This is a genomic window from Streptomyces alboflavus, from assembly GCF_000716675.1.
Lineage (GTDB): Bacteria > Actinomycetota > Actinomycetes > Streptomycetales > Streptomycetaceae > Streptomyces > Streptomyces alboflavus.
In genome coordinates, this window is sequence record NZ_JNXT01000010.1 from 1 (window position 1) to 21,559 (window position 21,559).

At 66.9% G+C, this 21,559-nt stretch carries 34 protein-coding genes; 1 reads left to right on the forward strand and 33 read right to left on the reverse strand.

Features of this window, described 5'->3' with window-relative positions:
* Nucleotides 1-173 precede the first annotated feature (173 nt).
* A complete protein-coding gene (locus tag OO63_RS09960) occupies nucleotides 174-1,487 on the reverse strand; it encodes a glycosyltransferase 87 family protein (RefSeq protein ID WP_051810720.1) in 1,314 nt (437 codons plus the stop codon).
* Between the two features lie 74 nt (nucleotides 1,488-1,561).
* Here OO63_RS09960 and OO63_RS09965 point away from each other — a divergent pair, with 74 nt between their 5' ends.
* Nucleotides 1,562-2,410, forward strand: coding sequence for a hypothetical protein (locus OO63_RS09965; protein WP_030359007.1), 849 nt, complete (start codon nucleotides 1,562-1,564; stop codon nucleotides 2,408-2,410).
* 21 nt (nucleotides 2,411-2,431) lie between these two features.
* Here OO63_RS09965 and truA read toward each other — a convergent pair whose 3' ends face one another.
* The 32 genes from truA to tuf all read right to left on the reverse strand — a co-directional run bounded on the left by truA (nucleotide 2,432) and on the right by tuf (nucleotide 21,474).
* Nucleotides 2,432-3,298 carry a tRNA pseudouridine(38-40) synthase TruA gene (gene truA / locus OO63_RS09970; protein WP_030359008.1) on the reverse strand — a complete coding sequence of 289 codons (867 nt, stop codon included), beginning with the start codon at nucleotides 3,296-3,298 and terminating at the stop codon, nucleotides 2,432-2,434.
* Between the two features lie 71 nt (nucleotides 3,299-3,369).
* Nucleotides 3,370-3,870, reverse strand: a complete 501-nt coding sequence (gene rplQ / locus OO63_RS09975; protein ID WP_030359009.1) for a 50S ribosomal protein L17 — start codon at nucleotides 3,868-3,870, stop codon at nucleotides 3,370-3,372.
* Between the two features lie 136 nt (nucleotides 3,871-4,006).
* Nucleotides 4,007-5,029: a DNA-directed RNA polymerase subunit alpha gene (locus OO63_RS09980; protein WP_016645160.1), complete on the reverse strand. Its 1,023-nt coding sequence runs from the start codon at nucleotides 5,027-5,029 to the stop codon at nucleotides 4,007-4,009.
* Between the two features lie 114 nt (nucleotides 5,030-5,143).
* Nucleotides 5,144-5,548, reverse strand: a complete 405-nt coding sequence (rpsK, locus tag OO63_RS09985; RefSeq protein WP_003948617.1) for a 30S ribosomal protein S11 — start codon at nucleotides 5,546-5,548, stop codon at nucleotides 5,144-5,146.
* Between the two features lie 65 nt (nucleotides 5,549-5,613).
* A complete protein-coding gene (rpsM, locus tag OO63_RS09990) occupies nucleotides 5,614-5,994 on the reverse strand; it encodes a 30S ribosomal protein S13 (protein ID WP_030359010.1) in 381 nt (126 codons plus the stop codon).
* 220 nt (nucleotides 5,995-6,214) lie between these two features.
* Nucleotides 6,215-6,328 carry a 50S ribosomal protein L36 gene (rpmJ, locus tag OO63_RS09995; protein WP_003948619.1) on the reverse strand — a complete coding sequence of 38 codons (114 nt, stop codon included), beginning with the start codon at nucleotides 6,326-6,328 and terminating at the stop codon, nucleotides 6,215-6,217.
* Between the two features lie 59 nt (nucleotides 6,329-6,387).
* A complete protein-coding gene (gene infA / locus OO63_RS10000) occupies nucleotides 6,388-6,609 on the reverse strand; it encodes a translation initiation factor IF-1 (protein ID WP_003948620.1) in 222 nt (73 codons plus the stop codon).
* Nucleotides 6,610-6,791: 182 nt separating this feature from the next.
* Nucleotides 6,792-7,628, reverse strand: a complete 837-nt coding sequence (gene map / locus OO63_RS10005; RefSeq protein WP_030359011.1) for a type I methionyl aminopeptidase — start codon at nucleotides 7,626-7,628, stop codon at nucleotides 6,792-6,794.
* Nucleotides 7,629-7,727: 99 nt separating this feature from the next.
* Entirely contained in the window at nucleotides 7,728-8,381 is a 654-nt protein-coding gene (locus OO63_RS10010; RefSeq protein ID WP_030359012.1) for an adenylate kinase, read from the reverse strand.
* The gene (gene secY / locus OO63_RS10015; RefSeq protein ID WP_030359013.1) at nucleotides 8,381-9,694 is read right to left on the reverse strand and encodes a preprotein translocase subunit SecY; all 1,314 of its coding nucleotides are present in this window, start codon (nucleotides 9,692-9,694) and stop codon (nucleotides 8,381-8,383) included. Before secY ends, OO63_RS10010 begins: the two co-directional genes overlap by 1 nt.
* A gap of 252 nt (nucleotides 9,695-9,946) precedes the next feature.
* A complete protein-coding gene (rplO, locus tag OO63_RS10020) occupies nucleotides 9,947-10,402 on the reverse strand; it encodes a 50S ribosomal protein L15 (protein WP_030359014.1) in 456 nt (151 codons plus the stop codon).
* Between the two features lie 2 nt (nucleotides 10,403-10,404).
* Nucleotides 10,405-10,587, reverse strand: a complete 183-nt coding sequence (rpmD, locus tag OO63_RS10025; protein WP_005481207.1) for a 50S ribosomal protein L30 — start codon at nucleotides 10,585-10,587, stop codon at nucleotides 10,405-10,407.
* 2 nt (nucleotides 10,588-10,589) lie between these two features.
* Complete coding sequence (gene rpsE / locus OO63_RS10030; RefSeq protein ID WP_005313527.1) at nucleotides 10,590-11,195, reverse strand: 30S ribosomal protein S5; 606 nt, start codon at nucleotides 11,193-11,195, stop codon at nucleotides 10,590-10,592.
* Nucleotides 11,196-11,233: 38 nt separating this feature from the next.
* Nucleotides 11,234-11,617, reverse strand: coding sequence for a 50S ribosomal protein L18 (rplR, locus tag OO63_RS10035; protein WP_030359015.1), 384 nt, complete (start codon nucleotides 11,615-11,617; stop codon nucleotides 11,234-11,236).
* A 3-nt stretch (nucleotides 11,618-11,620) separates the two neighbouring features.
* Nucleotides 11,621-12,160, reverse strand: a complete 540-nt coding sequence (gene rplF / locus OO63_RS10040) for a 50S ribosomal protein L6 (protein WP_030359016.1) — start codon at nucleotides 12,158-12,160, stop codon at nucleotides 11,621-11,623.
* A 24-nt stretch (nucleotides 12,161-12,184) separates the two neighbouring features.
* Nucleotides 12,185-12,583, reverse strand: a complete 399-nt coding sequence (gene rpsH / locus OO63_RS10045) for a 30S ribosomal protein S8 (RefSeq protein ID WP_030359017.1) — start codon at nucleotides 12,581-12,583, stop codon at nucleotides 12,185-12,187.
* Between the two features lie 225 nt (nucleotides 12,584-12,808).
* Complete coding sequence (locus OO63_RS10050) at nucleotides 12,809-12,994, reverse strand: type Z 30S ribosomal protein S14 (RefSeq protein WP_003956452.1); 186 nt, start codon at nucleotides 12,992-12,994, stop codon at nucleotides 12,809-12,811.
* A gap of 5 nt (nucleotides 12,995-12,999) precedes the next feature.
* Nucleotides 13,000-13,557, reverse strand: coding sequence for a 50S ribosomal protein L5 (gene rplE / locus OO63_RS10055; RefSeq protein WP_030359018.1), 558 nt, complete (start codon nucleotides 13,555-13,557; stop codon nucleotides 13,000-13,002).
* Nucleotides 13,557-13,880: a 50S ribosomal protein L24 gene (gene rplX / locus OO63_RS10060; RefSeq protein WP_016645174.1), complete on the reverse strand. Its 324-nt coding sequence runs from the start codon at nucleotides 13,878-13,880 to the stop codon at nucleotides 13,557-13,559. Before rplX ends, rplE begins: the two co-directional genes overlap by 1 nt.
* A gap of 2 nt (nucleotides 13,881-13,882) precedes the next feature.
* Nucleotides 13,883-14,251, reverse strand: a complete 369-nt coding sequence (gene rplN / locus OO63_RS10065) for a 50S ribosomal protein L14 (protein ID WP_003974257.1) — start codon at nucleotides 14,249-14,251, stop codon at nucleotides 13,883-13,885.
* A 135-nt stretch (nucleotides 14,252-14,386) separates the two neighbouring features.
* Nucleotides 14,387-14,674 carry a 30S ribosomal protein S17 gene (gene rpsQ, locus OO63_RS10070; RefSeq protein ID WP_030039759.1) on the reverse strand — a complete coding sequence of 96 codons (288 nt, stop codon included), beginning with the start codon at nucleotides 14,672-14,674 and terminating at the stop codon, nucleotides 14,387-14,389.
* The gene (gene rpmC / locus OO63_RS10075; protein ID WP_010036720.1) at nucleotides 14,674-14,898 is read right to left on the reverse strand and encodes a 50S ribosomal protein L29; all 225 of its coding nucleotides are present in this window, start codon (nucleotides 14,896-14,898) and stop codon (nucleotides 14,674-14,676) included. The genes rpsQ and rpmC overlap by 1 nt, the downstream gene beginning before the upstream one ends.
* Entirely contained in the window at nucleotides 14,898-15,317 is a 420-nt protein-coding gene (gene rplP / locus OO63_RS10080; protein ID WP_005313579.1) for a 50S ribosomal protein L16, read from the reverse strand. Before rplP ends, rpmC begins: the two co-directional genes overlap by 1 nt.
* Nucleotides 15,318-15,322: 5 nt before the next feature.
* A complete protein-coding gene (gene rpsC / locus OO63_RS10085; protein ID WP_030359019.1) occupies nucleotides 15,323-16,162 on the reverse strand; it encodes a 30S ribosomal protein S3 in 840 nt (279 codons plus the stop codon).
* Nucleotides 16,162-16,509 (reverse strand): 50S ribosomal protein L22, encoded by a 348-nt coding sequence (gene rplV, locus OO63_RS10090; RefSeq protein WP_030359020.1) that lies wholly within the window; start codon nucleotides 16,507-16,509, stop codon nucleotides 16,162-16,164. The genes rpsC and rplV overlap by 1 nt, the downstream gene beginning before the upstream one ends.
* Nucleotides 16,510-16,550: 41 nt before the next feature.
* Nucleotides 16,551-16,832, reverse strand: a complete 282-nt coding sequence (rpsS, locus tag OO63_RS10095) for a 30S ribosomal protein S19 (protein ID WP_003992359.1) — start codon at nucleotides 16,830-16,832, stop codon at nucleotides 16,551-16,553.
* Between the two features lie 12 nt (nucleotides 16,833-16,844).
* A complete protein-coding gene (gene rplB / locus OO63_RS10100) occupies nucleotides 16,845-17,681 on the reverse strand; it encodes a 50S ribosomal protein L2 (RefSeq protein ID WP_016645178.1) in 837 nt (278 codons plus the stop codon).
* Between the two features lie 39 nt (nucleotides 17,682-17,720).
* Complete coding sequence (gene rplW, locus OO63_RS10105; RefSeq protein ID WP_030359021.1) at nucleotides 17,721-18,137, reverse strand: 50S ribosomal protein L23; 417 nt, start codon at nucleotides 18,135-18,137, stop codon at nucleotides 17,721-17,723.
* Entirely contained in the window at nucleotides 18,137-18,793 is a 657-nt protein-coding gene (gene rplD / locus OO63_RS10110; protein ID WP_030359022.1) for a 50S ribosomal protein L4, read from the reverse strand. The genes rplW and rplD overlap by 1 nt, the downstream gene beginning before the upstream one ends.
* 7 nt (nucleotides 18,794-18,800) lie before the next feature.
* A complete protein-coding gene (gene rplC, locus OO63_RS10115; protein WP_030359023.1) occupies nucleotides 18,801-19,445 on the reverse strand; it encodes a 50S ribosomal protein L3 in 645 nt (214 codons plus the stop codon).
* A gap of 14 nt (nucleotides 19,446-19,459) precedes the next feature.
* A complete protein-coding gene (gene rpsJ, locus OO63_RS10120; protein WP_003948644.1) occupies nucleotides 19,460-19,768 on the reverse strand; it encodes a 30S ribosomal protein S10 in 309 nt (102 codons plus the stop codon).
* Nucleotides 19,769-20,280: 512 nt separating this feature from the next.
* Nucleotides 20,281-21,474, reverse strand: coding sequence for an elongation factor Tu (gene tuf, locus OO63_RS10125; RefSeq protein WP_030359024.1), 1,194 nt, complete (start codon nucleotides 21,472-21,474; stop codon nucleotides 20,281-20,283).
* Between the last annotated feature and the right edge of the window lie 85 nt (nucleotides 21,475-21,559).

Here is a 21,559-nt window from a genome sequence, read left to right on the forward strand (position 1 = left end):
CATCCAGCCCGTCCGACCCTTGACGACGAACCACGGAGCAGCGACCGGCGGCGACCTGTCCCACCCACCCGGAACCACCACCCCCCTCCCCCACCCCCTCCCAGCCCGTCCGGCGCTTGAGGACGAGGCCGTTCAGGCCGAAAGCGGGGGTCCAGGGGGCGGCAGCCCCCTGGTTACGGGAAGGGGCGGGATCGGGGAGCCCCCGGCAGGGCCCGCCCACCCGCCACGGATTCGGCACCCCCGACCGAAGGACCCGGCACGGACGGCGGCAACACAGCACCCCGGCGGCGCCCAGCGACGGCACACCACCAGAACACCACCCCCGCCAGCACACACAGCGTGAACGCGTCCTTGAAGGCCCGCTGCGGCAACGCCTCCACCCCCACCCACACGAACCCCGGCACCTGCGGCACCAGCGCCACCCAGAACCACGGCACCCGCACCAGGGAAGCCCCCGCCCCGAGCCCCCCGGCCAGCAGCAGCGGCAGCACGACCAGCAGATAGTGGTCGTACGAAGGCCGCGACACGAGAAACGCGGCCAGCATCAACGCGGCCGCGGTCTCGACGACCCGCCCCGCCCCGGGCTCACCACCCCCCGACCGAGCCCCCGCCCGAGCCCCCGCCCAAGGCCCAGGGGCCAGCCACCGCCGCCACGCACACCACACCCCCACACACGCACCCCCACCCGCAAGCACCGAGGCCACCACGGCGGGCACCCCCACCCGCGGCAGCACAGCGGCGGGCGACGCCTCGTAGAGACGCACGAACCGGTCCTCGCCCCGCAGCAGGAACGGCAGGGTCCGGGTGAAGAACGCCCCCGGATCCGGCAGGACGAGCGCGGCGAGCACCGACACGACCACCGGCACAAGCACCGCCACCCCCAGCGCCCGCCACTTCCGCGCGAAGACGAAGAGCAGCAGCACCGGCACGAGCAGCGGCTTCACGGCGACCGCCACCCCGATCACCGCCCCGGCCGTCCCCCACCGCCCCCGGCAGACGCACAGCAGCGCCACCGGCAGCGCGAGCGCGGACGCCACCGTCCAGTTGCCCAGCTCCACGAGGTGCACGAAGGGCGCGAAGCCCAGGACGAGCCCGAGAAGCCCGAGCACCGCGAACCGGCTGCGCAGGGCCACGCCACGGATCCGCAGCGCACAGAACCACCCGGAGGCCAGCGCCCCCACCACCCCCACGGGCACGACCACCCGCGCCACCTCCGGGAACACCGCCTGCGGCACCGCCGCGAGCACGGCCCCCGGCAGATAGAGGAAGTGCCGGTCGGCGTACGGCGAGCGCCCGTCCAGCCAGGCCTCCGCGGCCCGCACGACGATCGCGTTGTCCATGCCGCCGTCCGGCACCCGGTAGACGATCCGCAGCGCCGCCGCCCCGAGGACGATCCCGAGCACGGCCCACGCCCACCACCCGGCGGGCCGGGCCAGCCACCCGGCCGGACCAGAAAAGCCGCCACCATCCGATTTGCCCGAATCCATGCCGGTCAGGCTAGGGCGAGATCGGCCCACAGCCCCGGCTCAACATCCCCACCGCCCCGTCTAAGATGCGGCCCATGAGCTTTGGGCAAGGGGGACCCCAGTGGGGTCCGGGGGGCTCGCAGACCCCCGACTGGGCGGCGCTCGCCGAAGCGTCCGAGGCACGTGCCCGCCGCCGCAAGTGGCTGATGATCGGCGGCGGCGCGCTCGCCACGATCGGCGTCGCCGCGGCCGTCGCCGTCGCCGTCGTCTCCGCGAACAGCGACGACGCCACGGCCTCGAACAAGCCCGCGAGCGAGCTGCCCACCAGCGCGGACATCCCCGGCGCCAGCGACTCCCCCGAGCCGTCCTTCGAGGCGACCACGCCCCCGCCCCCGCCGGACCCGAAGGACTACATCTCCAGCGCGAAGAAGGACAAGGCCCCGCTGAGCCCGGAGTCCTTCTTCCCGGGCACGAAGCTGACCTCCGGCGAGCGCGTCTACAAGAAGGGCGCGACGGCGAGCACCAAGAAGTGCGCCTCCGTCGCCCAGCCGGTCCTTGCCAACGTCCTGACGAAGAACAAGTGCACCGAGGTGCTGCGCGCCACCTACGCCCGCAAGGGCATCGCGGTCACCGTCGGCGTCGCCGTCTTCGACACCGAGGCACAGGCCAAGAAGGTCAAGCGGCAGGCCGACAAGGGCCTGATCACGTCCCTGCCCGGCAAGGGCGTGTCCGGCTTCTGCCGTACGACGGTCTGCCGCGGCACGTACAACGCGTACGGCCGCTACGCGTACTTCACGACGACGGGCTTCCTGAACGGCAAGGACGTCACGGAGAAGGACCGCAAGGCGTACGAGGTCGGCGACGACCTCGCCCGCTTCACCTTCCACCAGATCAACCGCCGCGGCGAGGCCCAGGCCTCGGCGGCGGCGAACAACCCGGAGTAGCCCCGCCCGCCGCGCGGGCCCTCAGCAGCACCCCGCCGAGCCCGCGGCCCCGGGCAGCGTCCGCTTGTTCCGCGCCTGGACGCTCCGCTCCGCAAGCAGCTCGTCGGCCGGATAGCCGACCTCCTCGAGGGTCAGCCCGTGCGGCCGCACCACGTGCACGGCGGAGTCCCGCACCCCGGCGGCGAGCACCTTGCCCGGCCAGTCCGTCGGCCGGTGCCCGTCCCCCACGAACAGCATCGCGCCGACCAGCGACCGCACCATGTTGTGGCAGAAGGCGTCGGCCTTCACGGTCGCCTCGATGATCCCGTCCGGACGCCGCTCCCAGCGCAGCTCCTGGAGCGTACGGATGGTCGTCGCCCCCTCGCGCCGCTTGCAGTACGCGGCGAAGTCGTGCTCCCCGAGCAGCGCCTGTGCCGCCGTGTTCATGGCGTCGACGTCGAGCGTCCAGTCGTGCCACAGCACGTGCCCGCGCAGCAGCGGGTCGACGCCCCCGGGGTGATCGGTCACCCGGTACGCGTACCGCCGCCAGATCGCCGCGAACCGCGCGTTGAACCCGGCCGGCGCCTCCTCGACCTTCCACACCCGCACGTCGTGCGGCAGCCGCCCGGCGAGCCGCCGCAGCAGCTTCTCCCGGTGCTCGGCCCACAGCCCCTCCGGCAGGTCGACGTGCGCCACCTGCCCGCGCGCGTGCACCCCGCTGTCGGTCCGCCCGGCCACCGTCAGCTCGTACGTCTCCTTGGACCGCGTGACCGTACGCAGGGCGTCCTCGATCTCGCCCTGGACCGTCCGCTGCCCGTCGCGCTGCTTGGCCCACCCGGAGAAGTCCCGGCCGTCGTACGACAGGTCCAACCGCACCCGGACGAAACCGGGCTCCACTTCGTCACTCACACCGCAATCCTCTCAGGCATGCGAAAGCGGGCCCGCCCCGAAGGGCGGACCCGCTTCACGAAGGCTCAGCCTCAGGCGTCCTTCGACTCCTCGGCCGGGGCCTCGACAGCCTCGTCGGACTTGGCCTCGACGGCCTCGTCCTTCTTCAGGGCGTCTTCCTTGACGGCACGCTTGGTCGCCGCCTCGGCCTCACCGACAGCGTTCTGCTGCACGGTCAGGGCCTCCACCAGCTCGATGACGGCCATGGGCGCGTTGTCGCCACGGCGGTTACCGATCTTGGTGATGCGGGTGTAGCCACCCGGGCGGTTCTCGTAGCGCGGGCCGATCTCCGTGAAGAGCGTGTGCACGATGCTCTTGTCGGTGATGACCTGGAGGACCTGGCGGCGGTTGTGAAGGTCGCCCTTCTTCGCCTTGGTGACCAGACGCTCCGCGTAGGGACGCAGACGACGGGCCTTGGCCTCGGTGGTGGTGATGCGGCCGTGCTCGAAGAGCTGCTTGGCGAGGTTCGCCAGCAGAAGCTTCTCGTGCGCGGCGCTGCCGCCCAGACGGGCACCCTTGGCGGGCTTCGGCATGGTGTTTCTCCTTGTGATCTGCCCCGGCCGTATCAGGTACCGGGGTCAGTGGACCGAGCCCCGTAAGGGGCGCGGGGAACTGCGCGCGCAATCAAGACGCACGCGCAGCCAAAATCAATCCGCCAGTCCCGAGCTCTCAGTACTGCTCGGTCTCGACGAAGCCCGCGTCCGCGTCGTCGTCGGCGCCAAAGGCGTCCGCGGCGGCGGTCGGGTCGAAGCCGGGAGGCGAGTCCTTCAGCGCAAGACCCATCCCGTTGAGCTTCATCTTGACCTCGTCGATCGACTTCGCACCGAAGTTGCGAATGTCGAGCAGGTCCGCCTCGGAGCGGGCGACGAGCTCACCCACGGAGTGGATGCCCTCGCGCTTGAGGCAGTTGTACGACCGAACGGTGAGCTCGAGCTCCTCGATCGGCAGCGCCAGATCAGCGGCGAGCGCGGCGTCCGTCGGGGACGGACCCATGTCGATGCCCTCGGCGTCGATGTTGAGCTCGCGGGCCAGACCGAACAGCTCGACCAGCGTCTTGCCCGCGGACGCCATGGCGTCACGCGGCCGCATGGCCTGCTTGGTCTCGACGTCGACGATCAGCTTGTCGAAGTCGGTGCGCTGCTCGACTCGGGTGGCCTCGACCTTGTAGGTCACCTTGAGGACGGGCGAGTAGATCGAGTCGACCGGGATCCGGCCGATCTCCTGGCCGACCTGCTTGTTCTGCACGGCGGAGACGTAGCCGCGACCGCGCTCGACGGTCAGCTCCATCTCCAGCTTGCCCTTGCCGTTCAGCGTGGCGAGGACGAGGTCGGGGTTGTGCACCTCGACACCGGCCGGGGGCGCGATGTCGGCGGCGGTGACCAGACCCGGGCCCTGCTTGCGCAGGTACATCACGACCGGCTCGTCGTGCTCCGAGGAGACGACCAGCTGCTTGATGTTCAGGATGAGGTCGGTGACGTCTTCCTTGACGCCCGGCACGGTGGTGAACTCGTGCAGGACACCGTCGATGCGGATGGACGTGACCGCCGCACCCGGGATCGAGGAGAGCAGGGTCCGGCGCAGGGAGTTGCCGAGGGTGTAGCCGAAGCCCGGCTCCAGCGGCTCGATGACGAACCGGGAGCGGAACTCGTCGACGACCTCTTCGGTCAACGAGGGACGCTGAGCGATCAGCATGAAGTGATTCCTTCAGTCAGGGGCACCCACTATTTGATGCCCTGAGTAGTACAAGGGTACGGGCGGCACGGCTCCGGAGAGCCGTACCGCCCGAAAACCTAAGACAACCGTGCGTCAGACGCGGCGGCGCTTGGGCGGACGGCAGCCGTTGTGCGGCGTGGGGGTGACGTCCTGGATCGAGCCGACCTCGAGGCCCGTGGCCTGGAGGGAGCGGATCGCGGTCTCACGGCCGGAGCCGGGACCCTTGACGAAGACGTCGACCTTGCGCATGCCGTGCTCCTGCGCGCGACGGGCAGCCGACTCGGCGGCCATCTGCGCGGCGAACGGCGTGGACTTGCGCGAGCCCTTGAAGCCGACGTGGCCGGCGGAGGCCCAGGAGATCACGTTGCCGGTCGGGTCCGTGATGGACACGATCGTGTTGTTGAACGTGCTCTTGATGTGGGCGTGCCCGTGAGCGACGTTCTTCTTTTCCTTGCGGCGCACCTTCTTGGCAGCGCCCTGACGACCCTTGGGGGGCATCTATTACTCCTACGGGAGGTGGTCGGTCCTGCAGCGTCAGCTGTCGATAGACCGCTGAGCGAGGACTACTTCTTGCCCGGCTTCTTCTTGCCGGCGATGGCGCGACGCGGGCCCTTGCGGGTGCGAGCGTTGGTGCTGGTGCGCTGACCGCGGACGGGCAGGCCACGGCGGTGACGCAGACCCTGGTAGCAGCCGATCTCGACCTTGCGGCGGATGTCGGCCTGAATCTCGCGACGGAGGTCACCCTCGGTCTTGATGTTCTGGTCCACGTACTCGCGGATCTTGACCAGGTCCTCTTCGGACAGGTCGCGAACGCGGGTGTTGCGGTCGATACCAGTGGCGTCCAGCGTCTGCTGGGACAGCGTCCGGCCGATGCCGAACACGTAGGTGAGCGCGACCTCGATGCGCTTGTCGCGCGGGAGGTCAACGCCTTCAACGCGTGCCATTCATGGCTCCTGTTAATACTCGGAGGTCTTCAGCAGAACCGCTCCCAACCGCCGTTCCCCTCCGGGTGGAAATTCACCGGGAAGAGTCGGTACGAACTGGGTCCCCGGCCTCCGACCGGGGGTGTCGCCCTCCATTACCGCTGTGGACCTGAAGAGGGACGGGTCCTGCACATGTGCTGTTACGTGCGTCGCGCGAAAATCTGCGAGTGCAGTACGTGCGTCAGCCCTGGCGCTGCTTGTGGCGCGGGTTGTCGCAAATGATCATGACCCGGCCGTGACGGCGGATCACCCTGCACTTGTCGCAGATCTTCTTGACGCTCGGCTTGACCTTCATGGGTGTGAGGTTCTCCGGGTCAGTGCCACCACCCCGCCGGAGCGGAGTGCGGGCAAGATCTACTTGTACCGGTAGACGATCCGGCCACGCGTCAGGTCGTACGGAGACAGCTCCACCACGACCCGGTCGTCAGGGAGGATGCGGATGTAGTGCATGCGCATCTTGCCGCTGATGTGTGCCAGGACCTGGTGGCCGTTCTGGAGCTCCACCTTGAACATGGCGTTCGGAAGAGACTCGACGACAGTGCCTTCGATCTCGATGGCACCTTGCTTCTTGGCCACGCTTCGCCCTTCGAATCGACTACCTTGATCGACTCTGTGAGCGTTACGCAGACATGCGAATGCACGAGAGCCGACGCGTCAGTCTACGTCAGTGCACTCGGAAAGACGAATCGGGTATGACTGCCCGCCAACGAAGATCCTTAAGCAAGGGCACGGTCAGGGGGCCGACGCGACCGGCGAGCTCAGGCCAGCGGGTCCGGCGCCGCCGTGATCCCGTACTCCGCCAGCTTCGCCTTGCCGCCGTCGGGGGCCGTCAGCACCAGCGGGCCCTGCTCGGTCAGCGCGACGGAGTGCTCCCAGTGCGAGGACCAGGTGCCGTCCGTCGTGATGACCGTCCAGTCGTCCTCGAGGACCTCGGTCTTGGCGGTGCCGAGGGAGACCATCGGCTCGATGGCCAGGCACAGGCCGGGGACCAGCTTGGGGCCGCGGCCGCGGCGGCGCTCGACGTAGTTCAGGAGGTGCGGGTCCATGTGCATCTCGGTGCCGATGCCGTGGCCGCCGTAGTCCTCGACGATGCCGTACTTGCCGCGGGCCGGGCGGGGCTGGCGGCGGATGTAGGTCTCGATGGCGCGGGAGATGTCGACGAGCCGGTTGCCCTGCTTCATGGCCGCGATCCCGGCCCACATCGACTCCTCGGTCACCCGGGAGAGCTCGACGAGCTCGGGCGCGTGCCCACTGCCCACGAAGGCGGTGAAGGCCGCGTCGCCGTGCCAGCCGTCGATGATCGCGCCGGCGTCGATCGAGATGATGTCGCCGTCCTTGAGGACCACGTCCTCACTCGGGATGCCGTGGACGACGACCTCGTTCTTCGAGGTGCAGATGGTCGCGGGGAAGCCGCCGTACCCGAGGAAGTTCGACTTGGCGCCGTGCTCGGCGAGGACCTTGCGGGCCACGTCGTCCAGGTCCTTGGTGGTCGCACCCGGGACCGCGGCGGCACGCGTCGCCTGGTGGATGGCGGCGACGACAAGCCCCGCCGCCCGCATCTTCGCGATCTGCTCGGGAGTCTTGATCTGCACCATCGCGCTTCCGCTCTCCGTCTTCCTGCAACCGTTGGATACAACAACACTACGGCCGCGGCGCCCGGGACGGGCACCGCGGCCGAAGCGACGTACTGATGACTACTTGTCGCCCTTGAGGGCGTCCATCGCGCGCTTCGTGACCTCGTCCACCTTGCCGAGCGCGGAGATCGTGACGACCAGACCCTGGGTCCGGTAGTAGTCGATGATCGGCTCGGTCTGCGTGTGGTAGACCTCGAGGCGCTTGCGGACGGTGTCCTCGCTGTCGTCCTCGCGCTGGTACAGCTGGCCGCCGCAGACGTCACAGACGCCTTCCTGCTTCGGCTGGGAGTACGTCACGTGGAAGACGTGGCTGGAGTCCTTGCGGCAGATCCGACGGCCCGCGATCCGCTTGACGACCTCGTCCTCGGGGACCTCGAGGTCCAGGACGGCGTCGAGCTTCACGTCGTCGGCCTTGAGCGCCACGTCCAGCGCCTCGGCCTGCGACACGTTCCGCGGGAAGCCGTCGAGCAGGAAGCCGTTCTCCGCGTCGGGCTGCGCCATCCGGTCCTTGGCCATCCCGATGGTGACCTCGTCGGGGACCAGGTTGCCCGCGTCCATGTAGGACTTGGCCAGCTTGCCGAGCTCGGTCTGCTTACTGATGTTGGCCCTGAAGAGGTCGCCCGTGGAGATGTGCGGGATCGACAGGTTCTTGGCAAGGAACGCAGCCTGCGTTCCCTTGCCGGCACCGGGCGGCCCGACTAGGACGATACGCATCAGCGGAGGAACCCTTCGTAGTTGCGCTGCTGGAGCTGGCTCTCGATCTGCTTCACGGTCTCCAGACCCACACCCACGATGATGAGGATGCTTGTCCCGCCGAAGGGGAAGTTCTGGTTCGCGCCGAAGCCCACCAACGCCATCGTTGGCACAAGAGCGATCAGACCCAGATACAGCGAGCCCGGCCATGTGATCCGGTTGAGTACGTAACTCAGGTACTCAGCGGTCGGTCGGCCAGCCCGGATGCCCGGGATGAAGCCACCATACTTCTTCATGTTGTCCGCGACTTCCTCCGGGTTGAAGGAGATCGCCACGTAGAAGAAGGCGAAGAAGACGATCAGGACGAAGTAGGTGACGATGTAAATCGGGTGGTCACCCTTGGTCAGGTTCTGCTCGATCCACGTCTTCCAGCTCGACTGACCACCCGCGAACTGGGCGACCAGGGCCGGGATGTAGAGCAGTGACGAGGCGAAGATCACAGGGATGATGCCCGCCTGGTTGACCTTCAGCGGGATGTACGTCGACGTACCCCCGTAGGACCGGCGGCCGATCATGCGCTTCGCGTACTGCACCGGGATGCGCCGCTGTGCCTGCTCGACGAAGACGACCAGGCCGACCATGAACAGACCGACCAGGATCACAGTGCCGAACTCGATCCAGCCACCGGCCAGGTCGCCCGACTTCTTGATGCCCCACAGGGCGGCGGGGAAGGTCGCGGCGATCGAGATGAACATCAGGATCGACATGCCGTTGCCGATGCCGCGGTCGGTGATGAGCTCACCGAGCCACATCACACAGGCGGTGCCCGCGGTCATGGTGAGCACCATCGTGATGGTCACGAAGATCGACTGGTCGGGGACGATCTCGCTGGCGACCGGGCAGCCGCTGAACAGCGTGCCGGTGCGGGCGGTGGCGACGAGGCCGGTGCCCTGCAGGACGGCGAGCGCGATGGTCAGGTACCGCGTGTACTGCGTGATCTTGGCCGTACCGGCCTGGCCCTCCTTCTTGAGGGCTTCCAGACGCGGGATCACCACGGTCAACAGCTGCAGAATGATGCTCGCCGTGATGTACGGCATGATGCCGAGCGCGAAGATCGTGATCTGAAGAAGCGCGCCACCGCTGAACATATTGACCAGACCGAACAGGCCCTGGTTGGCATTGGCCGCATCGATACAGGTCTGGACGTTCTTGTAGTTGATGCCCGGAATCGGTACGTGCGTACCGAGCCGGTAGATCACGATGATGCCGAGCGTAAAGAGCAGCTTCTTGCGCAGGTCGGGCGTCTTGAACGCCCGGGCGAACGCGGTGAGCACGGTGCCTCCTGCGACCCCCGCGCTACTGCGTCAGAGGTGACGGTGGTGAGTCCGACGGATAAGTACGTAACTTGCAACGAGTCAAACAGGCAAGAACCGCACGCCCTGTCGCGAGGACAGACCGCGCGGAAAGTAACAGTGCACGCCACCTTACCGGCGACCGTGCCCCCCTTGGAACGACCAACCGGGGATGCCCCTTTTGTGGGGCATCCCCGGTCGGGATCGCTCAAGTCATCGAGACGCCTGGGAAATTCAGACGAGCTCGGTGACGGTACCGCCGGCGGCGGTGATCTTCTCCTTGGCGGAGCCGGAGACGGCGTCAACCGTCACCTGCAGCGCCACGGAGATCTCGCCCTGGCCGAGGACCTTGACAAGGCTGTTCTTGCGAACGGCGCCCTTGGCGACCAGGTCGGCCACCGTGACCTCGCCACCCTCGGGGTAGAGGGAGGCGAGCTTGTCCAGGTTGACGACCTGGAACTCGGTCTTGAACGGGTTCTTGAAGCCCTTGAGCTTCGGGAGACGCATGTGGAGGGGCATCTGCCCACCCTCGAAGCGCTCCGGAACCTGGTAACGGGCCTTGGTGCCCTTGGTACCACGACCGGCCGTCTTACCCTTCGACGCCTCACCACGACCGACACGGGTCTTCGCGGTCTTGGCACCGGGGGCGGGACGGAGGTTGTGGATCTTGAGCGGGTTGTTCTCCGCCATGATCAGTCGACCTCCTCGACCGTCACGAGGTGGCGGACGGTGTGCACCATGCCGCGGAACTCGGGACGATCCTCCTTGACGACCTGCGTGTTGATGCCCTTGAGACCAAGGGAGCGCAGGGTGTCGCGGTGGTTCTGCTTGCTACCGATGTACGACTTCGTCTGCGTGATCTTGAGCTGAGCCATGATTACGCACCCGCTCCCGCACGCGCACGCAGGAGAGCCGCGGGGGCGACGTCCTCGAGCGGCAGACCACGGCGAGCCGCGATCTCCTCGGGACGCTGCAGGCCCTTGAGGGCCGCCACGGTCGCGTGCACGATGTTGATCGCGTTGTCGGAGCCCAGGGACTTCGACAGGATGTCGTGAACGCCGGCGCACTCGAGCACGGCACGCACCGGGCCACCGGCGATAACACCGGTACCGGGGGAAGCAGGCTTCAGCAGGACGACGCCCGCGGCCTTCTCACCCTGGATGGGGTGCGGGATGGTGCCCTGGATACGGGGGACCTTGAAGAAGTGCTTCTTGGCCTCCTCAACACCCTTGGCGATGGCGGCCGGCACCTCCTTGGCCTTGCCGTAACCGACACCCACGGTGCCGTCACCGTCACCCACCACGACGAGCGCGGTGAAGCTGAAGCGACGACCACCCTTCACAACCTTGGCGACGCGGTTGATCGCGACAACGCGCTCAACGTATGCGGTCTTCTCGGCGGCGGCAGCGCCACCGTCACGGCCCTTCCGGTCCCGCCGCTCGCCGCCACCGGCACCGCTTCCACGGCGCTGGGGTCCAGCCATTGGATTACCTCTCTCTTTCCGCTAGCTACGGAAGCGGCTCAGAACTTGAGCCCGGCTTCGCGGGCGGCGTCCGCCAGGGCGGCGATGCGCCCGGCGTACTGGTTACCACCACGGTCGAACACGACAGTCTCGACGCCGGCGGCCTTGGCGCGCTCGGCGACCAGGGCGCCGACCTGCTTGGCCTGCGCGGACTTGTCGCCCTCGCCACCGCGGATCGAAGCGTCCAGGGTGGACGCCGACGCCAGGGTGTGACCCTTCACGTCGTCGATCACCTGGGCGACGATGTTGCGGTTGGAGCGCGTCACGACCAGGCGCGGACGCTCGGCCGTACCGGAGATGTGCTTCCGGATACGAATGTGACGGCGCTTGATGGCAGCACGCTTGTAAGCGTCGCCCTTAGCAATCTTGACACCGTATGCCATGGCTTACTTACCCGCCTTTCCGACCTTGCGGCGGATGACTTCGCCCTCGTACTTGACGCCCTTGGCCTTGTACGGGTCAGGCTTGCGCAGCTTGCGGATGTTGGCCGCAACCTCGCCGACCTTCTGCTTGTCGATGCCCTCGACCGAGAACTTGGTCGGCGACTCGACCTTGAACGAGATGCCCTCGGGCGCCTCGATCAGGATCGGGTGGCTGTAGCCGAGCGAGAACTCCAGGTTGGAGCCCTTCGCCAGGACGCGGTAACCGACACCGCTGATCTCGAGCTTCTTCACGTAACCCTGGGTCACACCGGTGATCATGTTCGCCACCAGCGTGCGGGACAGGCCGTGCAGGGCCTTGTTCTGACGCTCGTCGTTGGGACGGGTGACGTTCAGAACGCCGTCCTCGCCCTTAGCGATCTCGATCGGCGCGACAACGGTGTGGTTCAGGGTGCCCTTGGGGCCCTTCACCGAGACCGTCTGCCCGTCGATGGTGACGTCCACGCCGGCGGGAACCGTGATGGGGAGCTTGCCAATACGCGACATAGCTGTTTCCTCCGTTCCCTTCCGCTACCAGACGTAGGCGAGGACTTCCCCACCCACGCCCTTCTTGCCCGCCTGCTGGCCGGTGAGCAGACCGTGCGACGTGGAGATGATCGCCACGCCCAGGCCGCCGAGCACCTTCGGCAGGTTGGTGGACTTCGCGTACACGCGCAGACCCGGCTTCGAGATCCGCTTGATGCCCGCGATGGAGCGCTCACGGTTCGGACCGAACTTGAGCTCGAGAACGAGGTTCTTGCCGACCTCGGCGTCCTCGACCTTCCAGCCCGTGATGAAGCCCTCCTGCTGGAGGATCTCCGCGATGTGCGACTTGATCTTGCTGTGCGGCATCGCCACGGAGTCGTGGTACGCCGAGTTCGCGTTCCGCAGACGCGTAAGCATGTCTGCGATCGGATCAGTCATGGTCATGAATTGGCCTTCGGCCTCTCTCGCCGGGGTTTCCTGTATGCGCCATCCCTCTCCCCACTCAGTGGCGGGACGGGTGCGGCACGGGGACCTACGGCGTAGTAAGTCGTACGAGGGCGGCAGGCGCCCAACCACACAAGCCTAAGGCATGTGCGGTGGGCCACCCACCAACCTCATTGCTTACCGAGAGCCTCTGGTAATCCCTAATGTCCCAAGGACAGAGGGGAGTTACCAGGAGCTCTTGGTCACGCCCGGCAGCTCGCCACGGTGAGCCATCTCACGAAGGCACACGCGGCAGAGGCCGAACTTGCGGTACACGGAGTGCGGACGGCCGCAGCGCTGGCAGCGGGTGTACGCACGCACACCGAACTTGGGCTTACGAGCAGCCTTGGCAATCAGAGCCTTCTTCGCCATCTCGCTTACGCCTCCTTGAACGGGAAGCCGAGGTGACGGAGAAGGGCACGGCCCTCAGCGTCGTTGGTCGCCGTGGTCACCACGGTGATGTCCATACCCCGGACGCGGTCGATCTTGTCCTGGTCGATCTCGTGGAACATGACCTGCTCCGTGAGACCGAAGGTGTAGTTGCCACGGCCGTCGAACTGCTTGGGGGACAGGCCGCGGAAGTCGCGGATGCGCGGCAGCGCGAGCGACAGGGTGCGGTCCAGGAACTCCCACATGCGGTCGCCACGGAGCGTGACGTGGGCACCGATCGGCTGACCCTCGCGCAGCTTGAACTGCGCGATGGACTTCCGGGCCTTGGTGATGGCCGGCTTCTGACCGGTGATCGTGGTCAGGTCACGGACGGCACCGTCCATGAGCTTGGAGTCACGGGCGGCGTCGCCGACACCCATGTTGACCACGATCTTGACGAGGCCGGGAACCTGCATGACGTTCTCGTACTTGAACTCGTCACGCAGCTTGCCCGCGATCTCCTCGCGGTACTTCGTCTTGAGACGCGGAGTCGTGGTGGTAGCCATCAGATGTCCTCACCCGTCCGCTTGGCAACGCGGATCTTGTTGCCCTCGTCGTCGAAGCGGTAACCGACACGCGTGACGACCTTGTTGCCGTCCTTCTCCACGACCAGCTGGACGTTGGAGACGTGGACGGGGGCCTCGGTGGTCACGATGCCGCCGGCCTGCGAACCGCTGGCGGTCGGGCCGGCCTTCGTGTGCTTCTTGACCCGGTTGACACCCTCGACCAGGACGCGCTCGTCGCGCGGGTAAGCGGCAATGACCTTGCCCTGCTTGCCCTTGTCCTTACCGGTGATGACCTGGACCAGGTCGCCCTTCTTGATCTTCATGCTTACAGCACCTCCGGCGCGAGCGAGATGATCTTCATGAACTTCTTCTCGCGCAGCTCACGGCCGACCGGGCCGAAGATGCGGGTGCCGCGAGGGTCGCCGTCGTTCTTCAGAATGACGGCGGCGTTCTCGTCGAAGCGGATGTACGAGCCGTCCGGACGGCGGCGCTCCTTGACGGTGCGAACGATGACCGCCTTGACGACGTCACCCTTCTTCACGTTGCCACCGGGGATTGCGTCCTTGACGGTGGCGACGATGACGTCACCGATGCCCGCGTAGCGGCGACCCGAGCCACCGAGAACACGGATGGTGAGGATTTCCTTCGCACCCGTGTTGTCGGCGACGCGAAGTCGCGACTCCTGCTGGATCACGTCTATCTCCTGTTTGTCTGCCGGTTCCCGGCAGGGGCTTCACTCTTACGAGGTCGGCCCCTGCCGAGCCTGGCGGAACTGATCCGAGGGGAAACCCCCTCGGACGGAACTATGGAATTCCCTTGCGGGAATTACCTACTTGGCCTTCTCGAGGATCTCGACGACGCGCCAGCGCTTGGTCGCCGACAGCGGACGCGTCTCCATCAGGAGGACGCGGTCGCCGACGCCGGCAGCGTTCTGCTCGTCGTGCGCCTTGAGCTTGTTCGTACGACGGATGACCTTGCCGTACAGCGCGTGCTTGACGCGGTCCTCGACGGCGACGACGACGGTCTTGTCCATCTTGTCGCTGACGACCAGACCCTCACGGGTCTTGCGGAAGCCGCGCGCGGCCTTCGTCTCTTCAGTCACGTTGCTCTCGCTCATCAGGCGCTCTCCACCGTCTCGATGCCCAGCTCGCGCTCACGCATCAGGGTGTAGATCCGCGCGATGTCCTTACGGACGGCCTTCAGCCGACCGTGGTTCTCGAGCTGACCCGTCGCCGCCTGGAAGCGGAGGTTGAACAGCTCTTCCTTGGCCTCGCGGAGCTTGTTGAGGAGCTCCTCGTTGCCCAGCTCGCGCAGCTCGGACGCCTTGGTACCGGCCGACATCACGCTTCACCTGCCTCGCGCTTGACGATCCGGCACTTCATCGGCAGCTTGTGGGCCGCACGAGTCAGAGCCTCACGGGCGATCTTCTCGTTGGGGTAGGACAGCTCGAACATGACCCGACCCGGGTGCACGTTCGCGACCCACCACTCGGGCGAACCCTTACCGGAACCCATGCGGGTCTCGGCGGGCTTCTTCGTCAGCGGGCGGTCCGGGTAGATGTTGATCCAGACCTTGCCGCCACGCTTGATGTGGCGGGTCATCGCGATACGAGCCGCCTCGATCTGGCGGTTGGTCACGTACGCCGGAGTCATGGCCTGGATGCCGTACTCGCCGAACGCAACCGTCGTACCACCCTTGGCCATACCGCGGCGCTTGGGGTGGTGCTGCTTGCGGTGCTTGACCCTACGGGGGATCAGCATTTCGGTCAGGCCTCCGTTCCGGTGCTCTCAGCCGGAGCGGCAGCGGCGGCGGGAGCCTCGGCCTTGGGGGCCTCGACAGCCGGCGCGGACTGCTGCTGCGGCTTGCGACCGCGACCGCCACGCTCGCCACCGCGGCCACCACGGGCCGGGCGGTCGTTGCCACCACGGGCCGGGCGGTTGCCGGCGCGGGCAGCGGCGTTCTCGGCGCGGACCTCGGCGATGTTCTTGACGTCGCCCTTGTAGATCCAGACCTTCACGCCGATGCGGCCGAAGGTCGTCTTGGCCTCGAAGAAGCCGTAGTCCACGTTCGCGCGGAGCGTGTGCAGGGGCACACGGCCCTCGCGGTAGAACTCCGAGCGGGACATCTCGGCGCCGCCGAGACGGCCACCGCACTGGATCTTGATGCCCTTGGCGCCCGCCTTCATCGCCGACTGCATGCTCTTGCGCATGGCACGACGGAAGGAGACACGGGAGGACAGCTGCTCCGCGACGGCCTGGGCCACGAGCTGAGCGTCCGTCTCGGGGTTCTTGACCTCGAGGATGTTCAGCTGGACCTGCTTGCCCGTGAGCTTCTCGAGGTCACCGCGGATGCGGTCGGCCTCGGCGCCACGGCGGCCGATGACGATGCCGGGACGGGCGGTGTGGATGTCCACACGCACGCGGTCACGGGTGCGCTCGATCTCCACCTTCGAGATGCCGGCGCGCTCCATGCCGGACGTCATCATCCGACGGATGGCGACGTCTTCCTTGACGTAGTCCTTGTACAGCTTGTCGGCGTACCAACGCGACTTGAAGTCGGTCGTGACACCGAGCCGGAACCCGTGCGGGTTTACCTTCTGGCCCATTACCGGGTTCCTTCCTTGCTGCTGACGACCACGGTGATGTGGCTGGTCCGCTTACGGATCCGGTAGGCACGGCCCTGGGCGCGCGGACGGAACCGCTTCAGGGTCGGGCCCTCATCGACGAACGCCTCGCTGATGAACAGCGACGAGGCGTCCGTGTGGTCGTAGTTGTGTGCAGCGTTGGCGATGGCGCTGTCCAGCACCTTGCCAACCGGCACGCTCGCGGCCTGCGGGGCGAAACGCAGGACCGCCTGAGCCTCCGTGGCGTCCATGCCACGGATGAGGTCCACCACGCGGCGGGCCTTCATGGGCGTGACGCGGATGTACCGCGCCTGGGCCCTGGCTTCCATGGTTGTCCCTTCGGTGTTAGTCACAGTCGTTCACACCCCGCTTAGCGGCGCTTCGACTTGCGGTCGTCCTTGACGTGGCCGCGGAAGGTGCGGGTCGGCGAGAACTCGCCGAGCTTGTGGCCGACCATCGACTCGGTGACGAACACCGGGATGTGGGTCTTGCCGTTGTGCACCGCGAGCGTGTGGCCAAGCATGGCCGGCACGATCATCGAGCGTCGGGACCAGGTCTTGATGACGTTTTTGGTGCCTGCTTCGTTCTGGGCGTCCACCTTCTTGATCAGGTGGTCGTCGACGAAGGGCCCCTTCTTCAGACTACGAGGCATCTCAACCCGTCCTTAGCGCTTCTTGTTCGTCTTGCGGCGGCGGACGATGTACTTGTTGCTCGCCTTGTTGCGATCACGAGTACGCATTTCCTTCTTGCCCCAGGGCGACACCGGGTGACGACCACCCGAGGTCTTGCCCTCGCCACCACCGTGGGGGTGGTCAACCGGGTTCATGACGACACCACGCACGGTCGGGCGGACGCCCTTCCAGCGCATGCGGCCGGCCTTGCCCCAGTTGATGTTCGACTGCTCGGCGTTGCCGACCTCGCCGACCGTGGCGCGGCAGCGCACGTCGACCAGGCGGATCTCACCGGACGGCATACGAAGGTGGGCCATCGAGCCCTCCTTCGCCAGCAGCTGCACGGAGGCACCCGCGGAGCGGGCGAACTTGGCGCCGCCGCCCGGACGGAGCTCGATCGCGTGGATCGTGGTACCGACCGGGATGTTGCGGAGCGCGAGGTTGTTGCCGGGCTTGATGTCGGCGCCAGGGCCGTTCTCAATCCGGTCACCCTGCGACAGGCCGCGCGGAGCGATGATGTAGCGCTTCTCGCCGTCTGCGTAGTGCAGCAGCGCGATGCGCGCGGTGCGGTTCGGGTCGTACTCGATGTGCGCGACCTTCGCCGGCACGCCGTCCTTGTCGTGACGACGGAAGTCGATCACGCGGTAGGCGCGCTTGTGTCCGCCACCCTGGTGGCGAACGGTCACACGACCGGCGTTGTTACGGCCGCCCTTGCTGTGCAGCGGGCGGACCAGCGACTTCTCCGGCGTGGACCGCGTGACCTCGACGAAGTCGGCGACGGAGGAGCCACGGCGGCCCGGCGTCGTCGGCTTGTACTTGCGGATTCCCATTTCTCAGTCCTCGTCCGATATTCGGACCAGGGCGCTCCGTTAGGAGGCCTGGCCGAAGATGTCGATACGGTCGCCCTCAGCGAGGGTCACGATCGCGCGCTTGGAGTCGGCACGCTTGCCGAAACCGGTGCGGGTGCGCTTGCGCTTGCCCTGGCGGTTGAGCGTGTTGACGCCGGTGACCTTGACCGAGAAGACCGCCTCGACGGCCTGCTTGATCTGGGTCTTGTTGGCGCCCGGCGCGACGACGAAGGTGTACTTGCCCTCGTCGAGCAGCGCGTAGCTCTTCTCCGAGACGACCGGCTTGATGAGGACGTCACGGGGGTCCGTGAAGCTCTTGCTCAGCGGCGTCTCAACGGTGTTCTTGCCCTCGGCGGCGTGGCGACGCGCCTTGGCGACGCGCGCGGCCTTGGCGGCCTTGGCCGCCTTCGAGGCGATAGCGGGGTGACGGATAGCCATCAGGCCTCGCTCCCTTCGGTGTCAGCGGCCTTGGGGCCAGACACGAAGGACTCCAGCGCGGCCTGGGTGAAGACCACGTCGTCCGAGACGAGAACGTCGTACGTGTTGAGCTGGCCCGGCTCCAGGATGTGGACCTGGGGCAGGTTGCGGGCGGACAGCAGCGCTGCCTCGTCCGAGCGCTCGATGACCAGGAGCACGTTCTTGCGCTCGCTGATCTTGCCGAGCAGGCTCTTCGCGGCCTTGGTGGAAGGCGTCTCGCCCTCGATCACGCCGGAGACGACGTGGATGCGAGCGTTGCGGGCCCGGTCGGTGAGGGCGTGGCGCAGGGCCGCGGCCTTCATCTTCTTCGGGGTCCGCTGCGAGTAGTCACGCGGCACGGGGCCGTGGACGACGCCACCGCCGGCGAACTGCGGAGCGCGGGTCGAGCCCTGACGGGCGCGGCCGGTGCCCTTCTGGCGGTACGGCTTCTTGCCACCACCGCGGACTTCGCCACGGGTCTTGGTCTTGTGCGTGCCCTGACGGGCAGCGGCCAGCTGGGCGACAACGACCTGGTGGATCAGCGGGATGCTGACCTTCTCGACGTCGAAGATCTCCGCGGGGAGCTCGACGGTCCCGGCCTTGTCGCCTGCCGGCGAAAGGATGTCAATGGTGCTCATCGGTTCCTCAAGCCCCCTTGGCCGCGGTACGGACCAGGACGAGGCCGCCGTTCGGACCGGGAACCGCTCCCTTGATGAGGAGCAGGCCCTTCTCCGCGTCAACGGCGTGAACGGTCAGGTTCTGGGTGGTGACCCGCTCGTTGCCCATGCGGCCCGCCATGCGGAGGCCCTTGAACACACGGCCCGGGGTGGCGCAGCCACCGATGGAACCGGGCGAGCGGTGCTTGCGCTGGGTGCCGTGGCTGGAGCCGAGGCCACCGAAGTTGTGGCGCTTCATGACACCGGCGAAGCCCTTGCCCTTGCTCTTGCCGGTCACGTCGACCTTGACGCCGGACTCGAAGGTCTCAGCGGTCAGCTCCTGGCCGAGGGTGTACTCGCTGGCGTCAGCGGTACGGATCTCGACGAGGTGACGACGGGGGGTCACGTCGGCCTTGGCGAAGTGGCCCTTGAGGGGCTTGTTCACCTTGCGCGGGTCGATCTCGCCGAAGGCGATCTGGACCGACTCGTAGCCGTCGGAGTCATTCGTACGGACCTGGGTAACGACGCAGGGCCCGGCCTTGACCACGGTCACCGGGACGACACGGTTGTTCTCGTCCCAGACCTGGGTCATGCCGAGCTTCTCGCCCAGGATGCCCTTGATCTGCTTGGTCATCTCTCCAGCGCCCTTCAGAGCTTGATCTCGATGTCGACGCCGGCCGGAAGGTCCAGGCGCATCAGCGAGTCAACGGTCTTGGGCGTCGGGTCGAGGATGTCGATCAGGCGCTTGTGCGTGCGCATCTCGAAGTGCTCGCGAGAGTCCTTGTACTTGTGCGGCGACTTGATGACGCAGTACACGTTCTTCTCAGTGGGCAGCGGCACCGGGCCCGCGACCGACGCACCAGTGCGGGTCACCGTCTCGACGATCTTCTTCGCCGAGGAGTCGATGACCTCGTGGTCGTAGGCCTTGAGCCGGATGCGGATCTTCTGTCCCGCCATGGCTACTTAGTAGTCCTTTGTCTCGAACGCTCTGGCCCCCGGAAGGCCCTGTTTTCTACTTCCATCCGACCCACGCGGTCGGGCGTGTCGCAGTCCCGCTCACACAGATCTCCCGAAGGATTTCCCTGCTAGGGGCTGCGGCCCAGCTGACCGCGGGTCCGGGGGAAGAAACCCACCGGGCGCCTGGCCGAGCCACCTTGCCGCACTTCCCGGAAGATTCCCGTACGTCCGCCACAGTGCTGCCTGACGACAGATATGGCGACGAGTACCGTGGGACTCGCTTCCAGTCCTCCCGGCGGGAGGCGCGCAGCATCGGCACTCAACCGAGCAACCTGAACAGTGTGCCATACGTGGGACGACGAAGGCCAATCGAGCCGCTTGTCAAGCGGCGCGCCCGCCCCGCACTCCCCCGGACACGACAAGAGGCCCCACCCGCCGTAATGGCGAGTGGGGCCTCTTGCTGCGCTCAGTTCAGAGCAGCCGGGTCGCCCCGACCAACAAGCAAGGAGTACTTACTTAGTGATCTTGGTGACCTGGCCGGCGCCGACGGTCCGGCCACCCTCACGGATGGCGAACTTCAGGCCCTCCTCCATGGCGACGGGCTGGATGAGCTCCACCTTCATCTCGGTGTTGTCACCCGGCATGACCATCTCGGTGCCCTCGGGGAGGGTCACGACGCCGGTCACGTCCGTCGTACGGAAGTAGAACTGCGGGCGGTAGTTGTTGAAGAACGGGGTGTGGCGGCCACCCTCGTCCTTCGACAGGATGTAGGCCTGGGCCTCGAACTCGGTGTGCGGCGTGACCGAACCGGGCTTGATGATGACCTGGCCGCGCTCGACGTCCTCGCGCTTGATGCCACGGAGGAGCAGACCGACGTTCTCACCGGCCTGGCCCTCGTCGAGCAGCTTGCGGAACATCTCGATGCCGGTGACCGTGGTGGTGGTCTTCTCGGTCTTGATGCCGATGATGTCGACGGTCTCGTTGACCTTCAGGACACCACGCTCGATACGACCGGTGACGACGGTGCCACGACCGGTGATCGTGAAGACGTCCTCGATCGGCATCAGGAACGGCTTGTCGACGTCACGCTCGGGCTGCGGGATGGACTCGTCGACGGCCTTCATCAGGTCGAGGACGGACTTGCCCCACTCGGCGTCGCCCTCGAGCGCCTTGAGCGCCGAGACCTTGACGACCGGGACGTCGTCGCCCGGGAACTCGTACTCGGAGAGCAGCTCACGGACCTCGAGCTCGACGAGCTCCAGGATCTCCTCGTCGTCCACCATGTCGGCCTTGTTCAGGGCGACGACGATGTACGGAACGCCGACCTGGCGGGCCAGGAGCACGTGCTCCTTGGTCTGCGGCATCGGGCCGTCGGTGGCCGCGACCACGAGGATGGCGCCGTCCATCTGCGCCGCACCCGTGATCATGTTCTTGATGTAGTCGGCGTGACCGGGGCAGTCGACGTGAGCGTAGTGACGCGCCTCGGTCTGGTACTCGACGTGCGCGATGGAGATCGTGATACCGCGCTGGCGCTCCTCGGGAGCCTTGTCGATCTGGTCGAAGGCCGAGGCCTCGTTCAGGTCGGGGTACGCGTCGTGCAGCACCTTGGTAATGGCGGCCGTGAGGGTCGTCTTACCGTGGTCGATGTGACCGATGGTGCCGATGTTGACGTGCGGCTTAGTCCGCTCGAACTTCGCCTTCGCCACTGGGGTCCTCCTGTGGAGTGGTTCTGTACGCCTTACTTCATCGGCGCCAGGTGATCTTTGCTGGGGTGCCCGGGGCCCGGGCCAT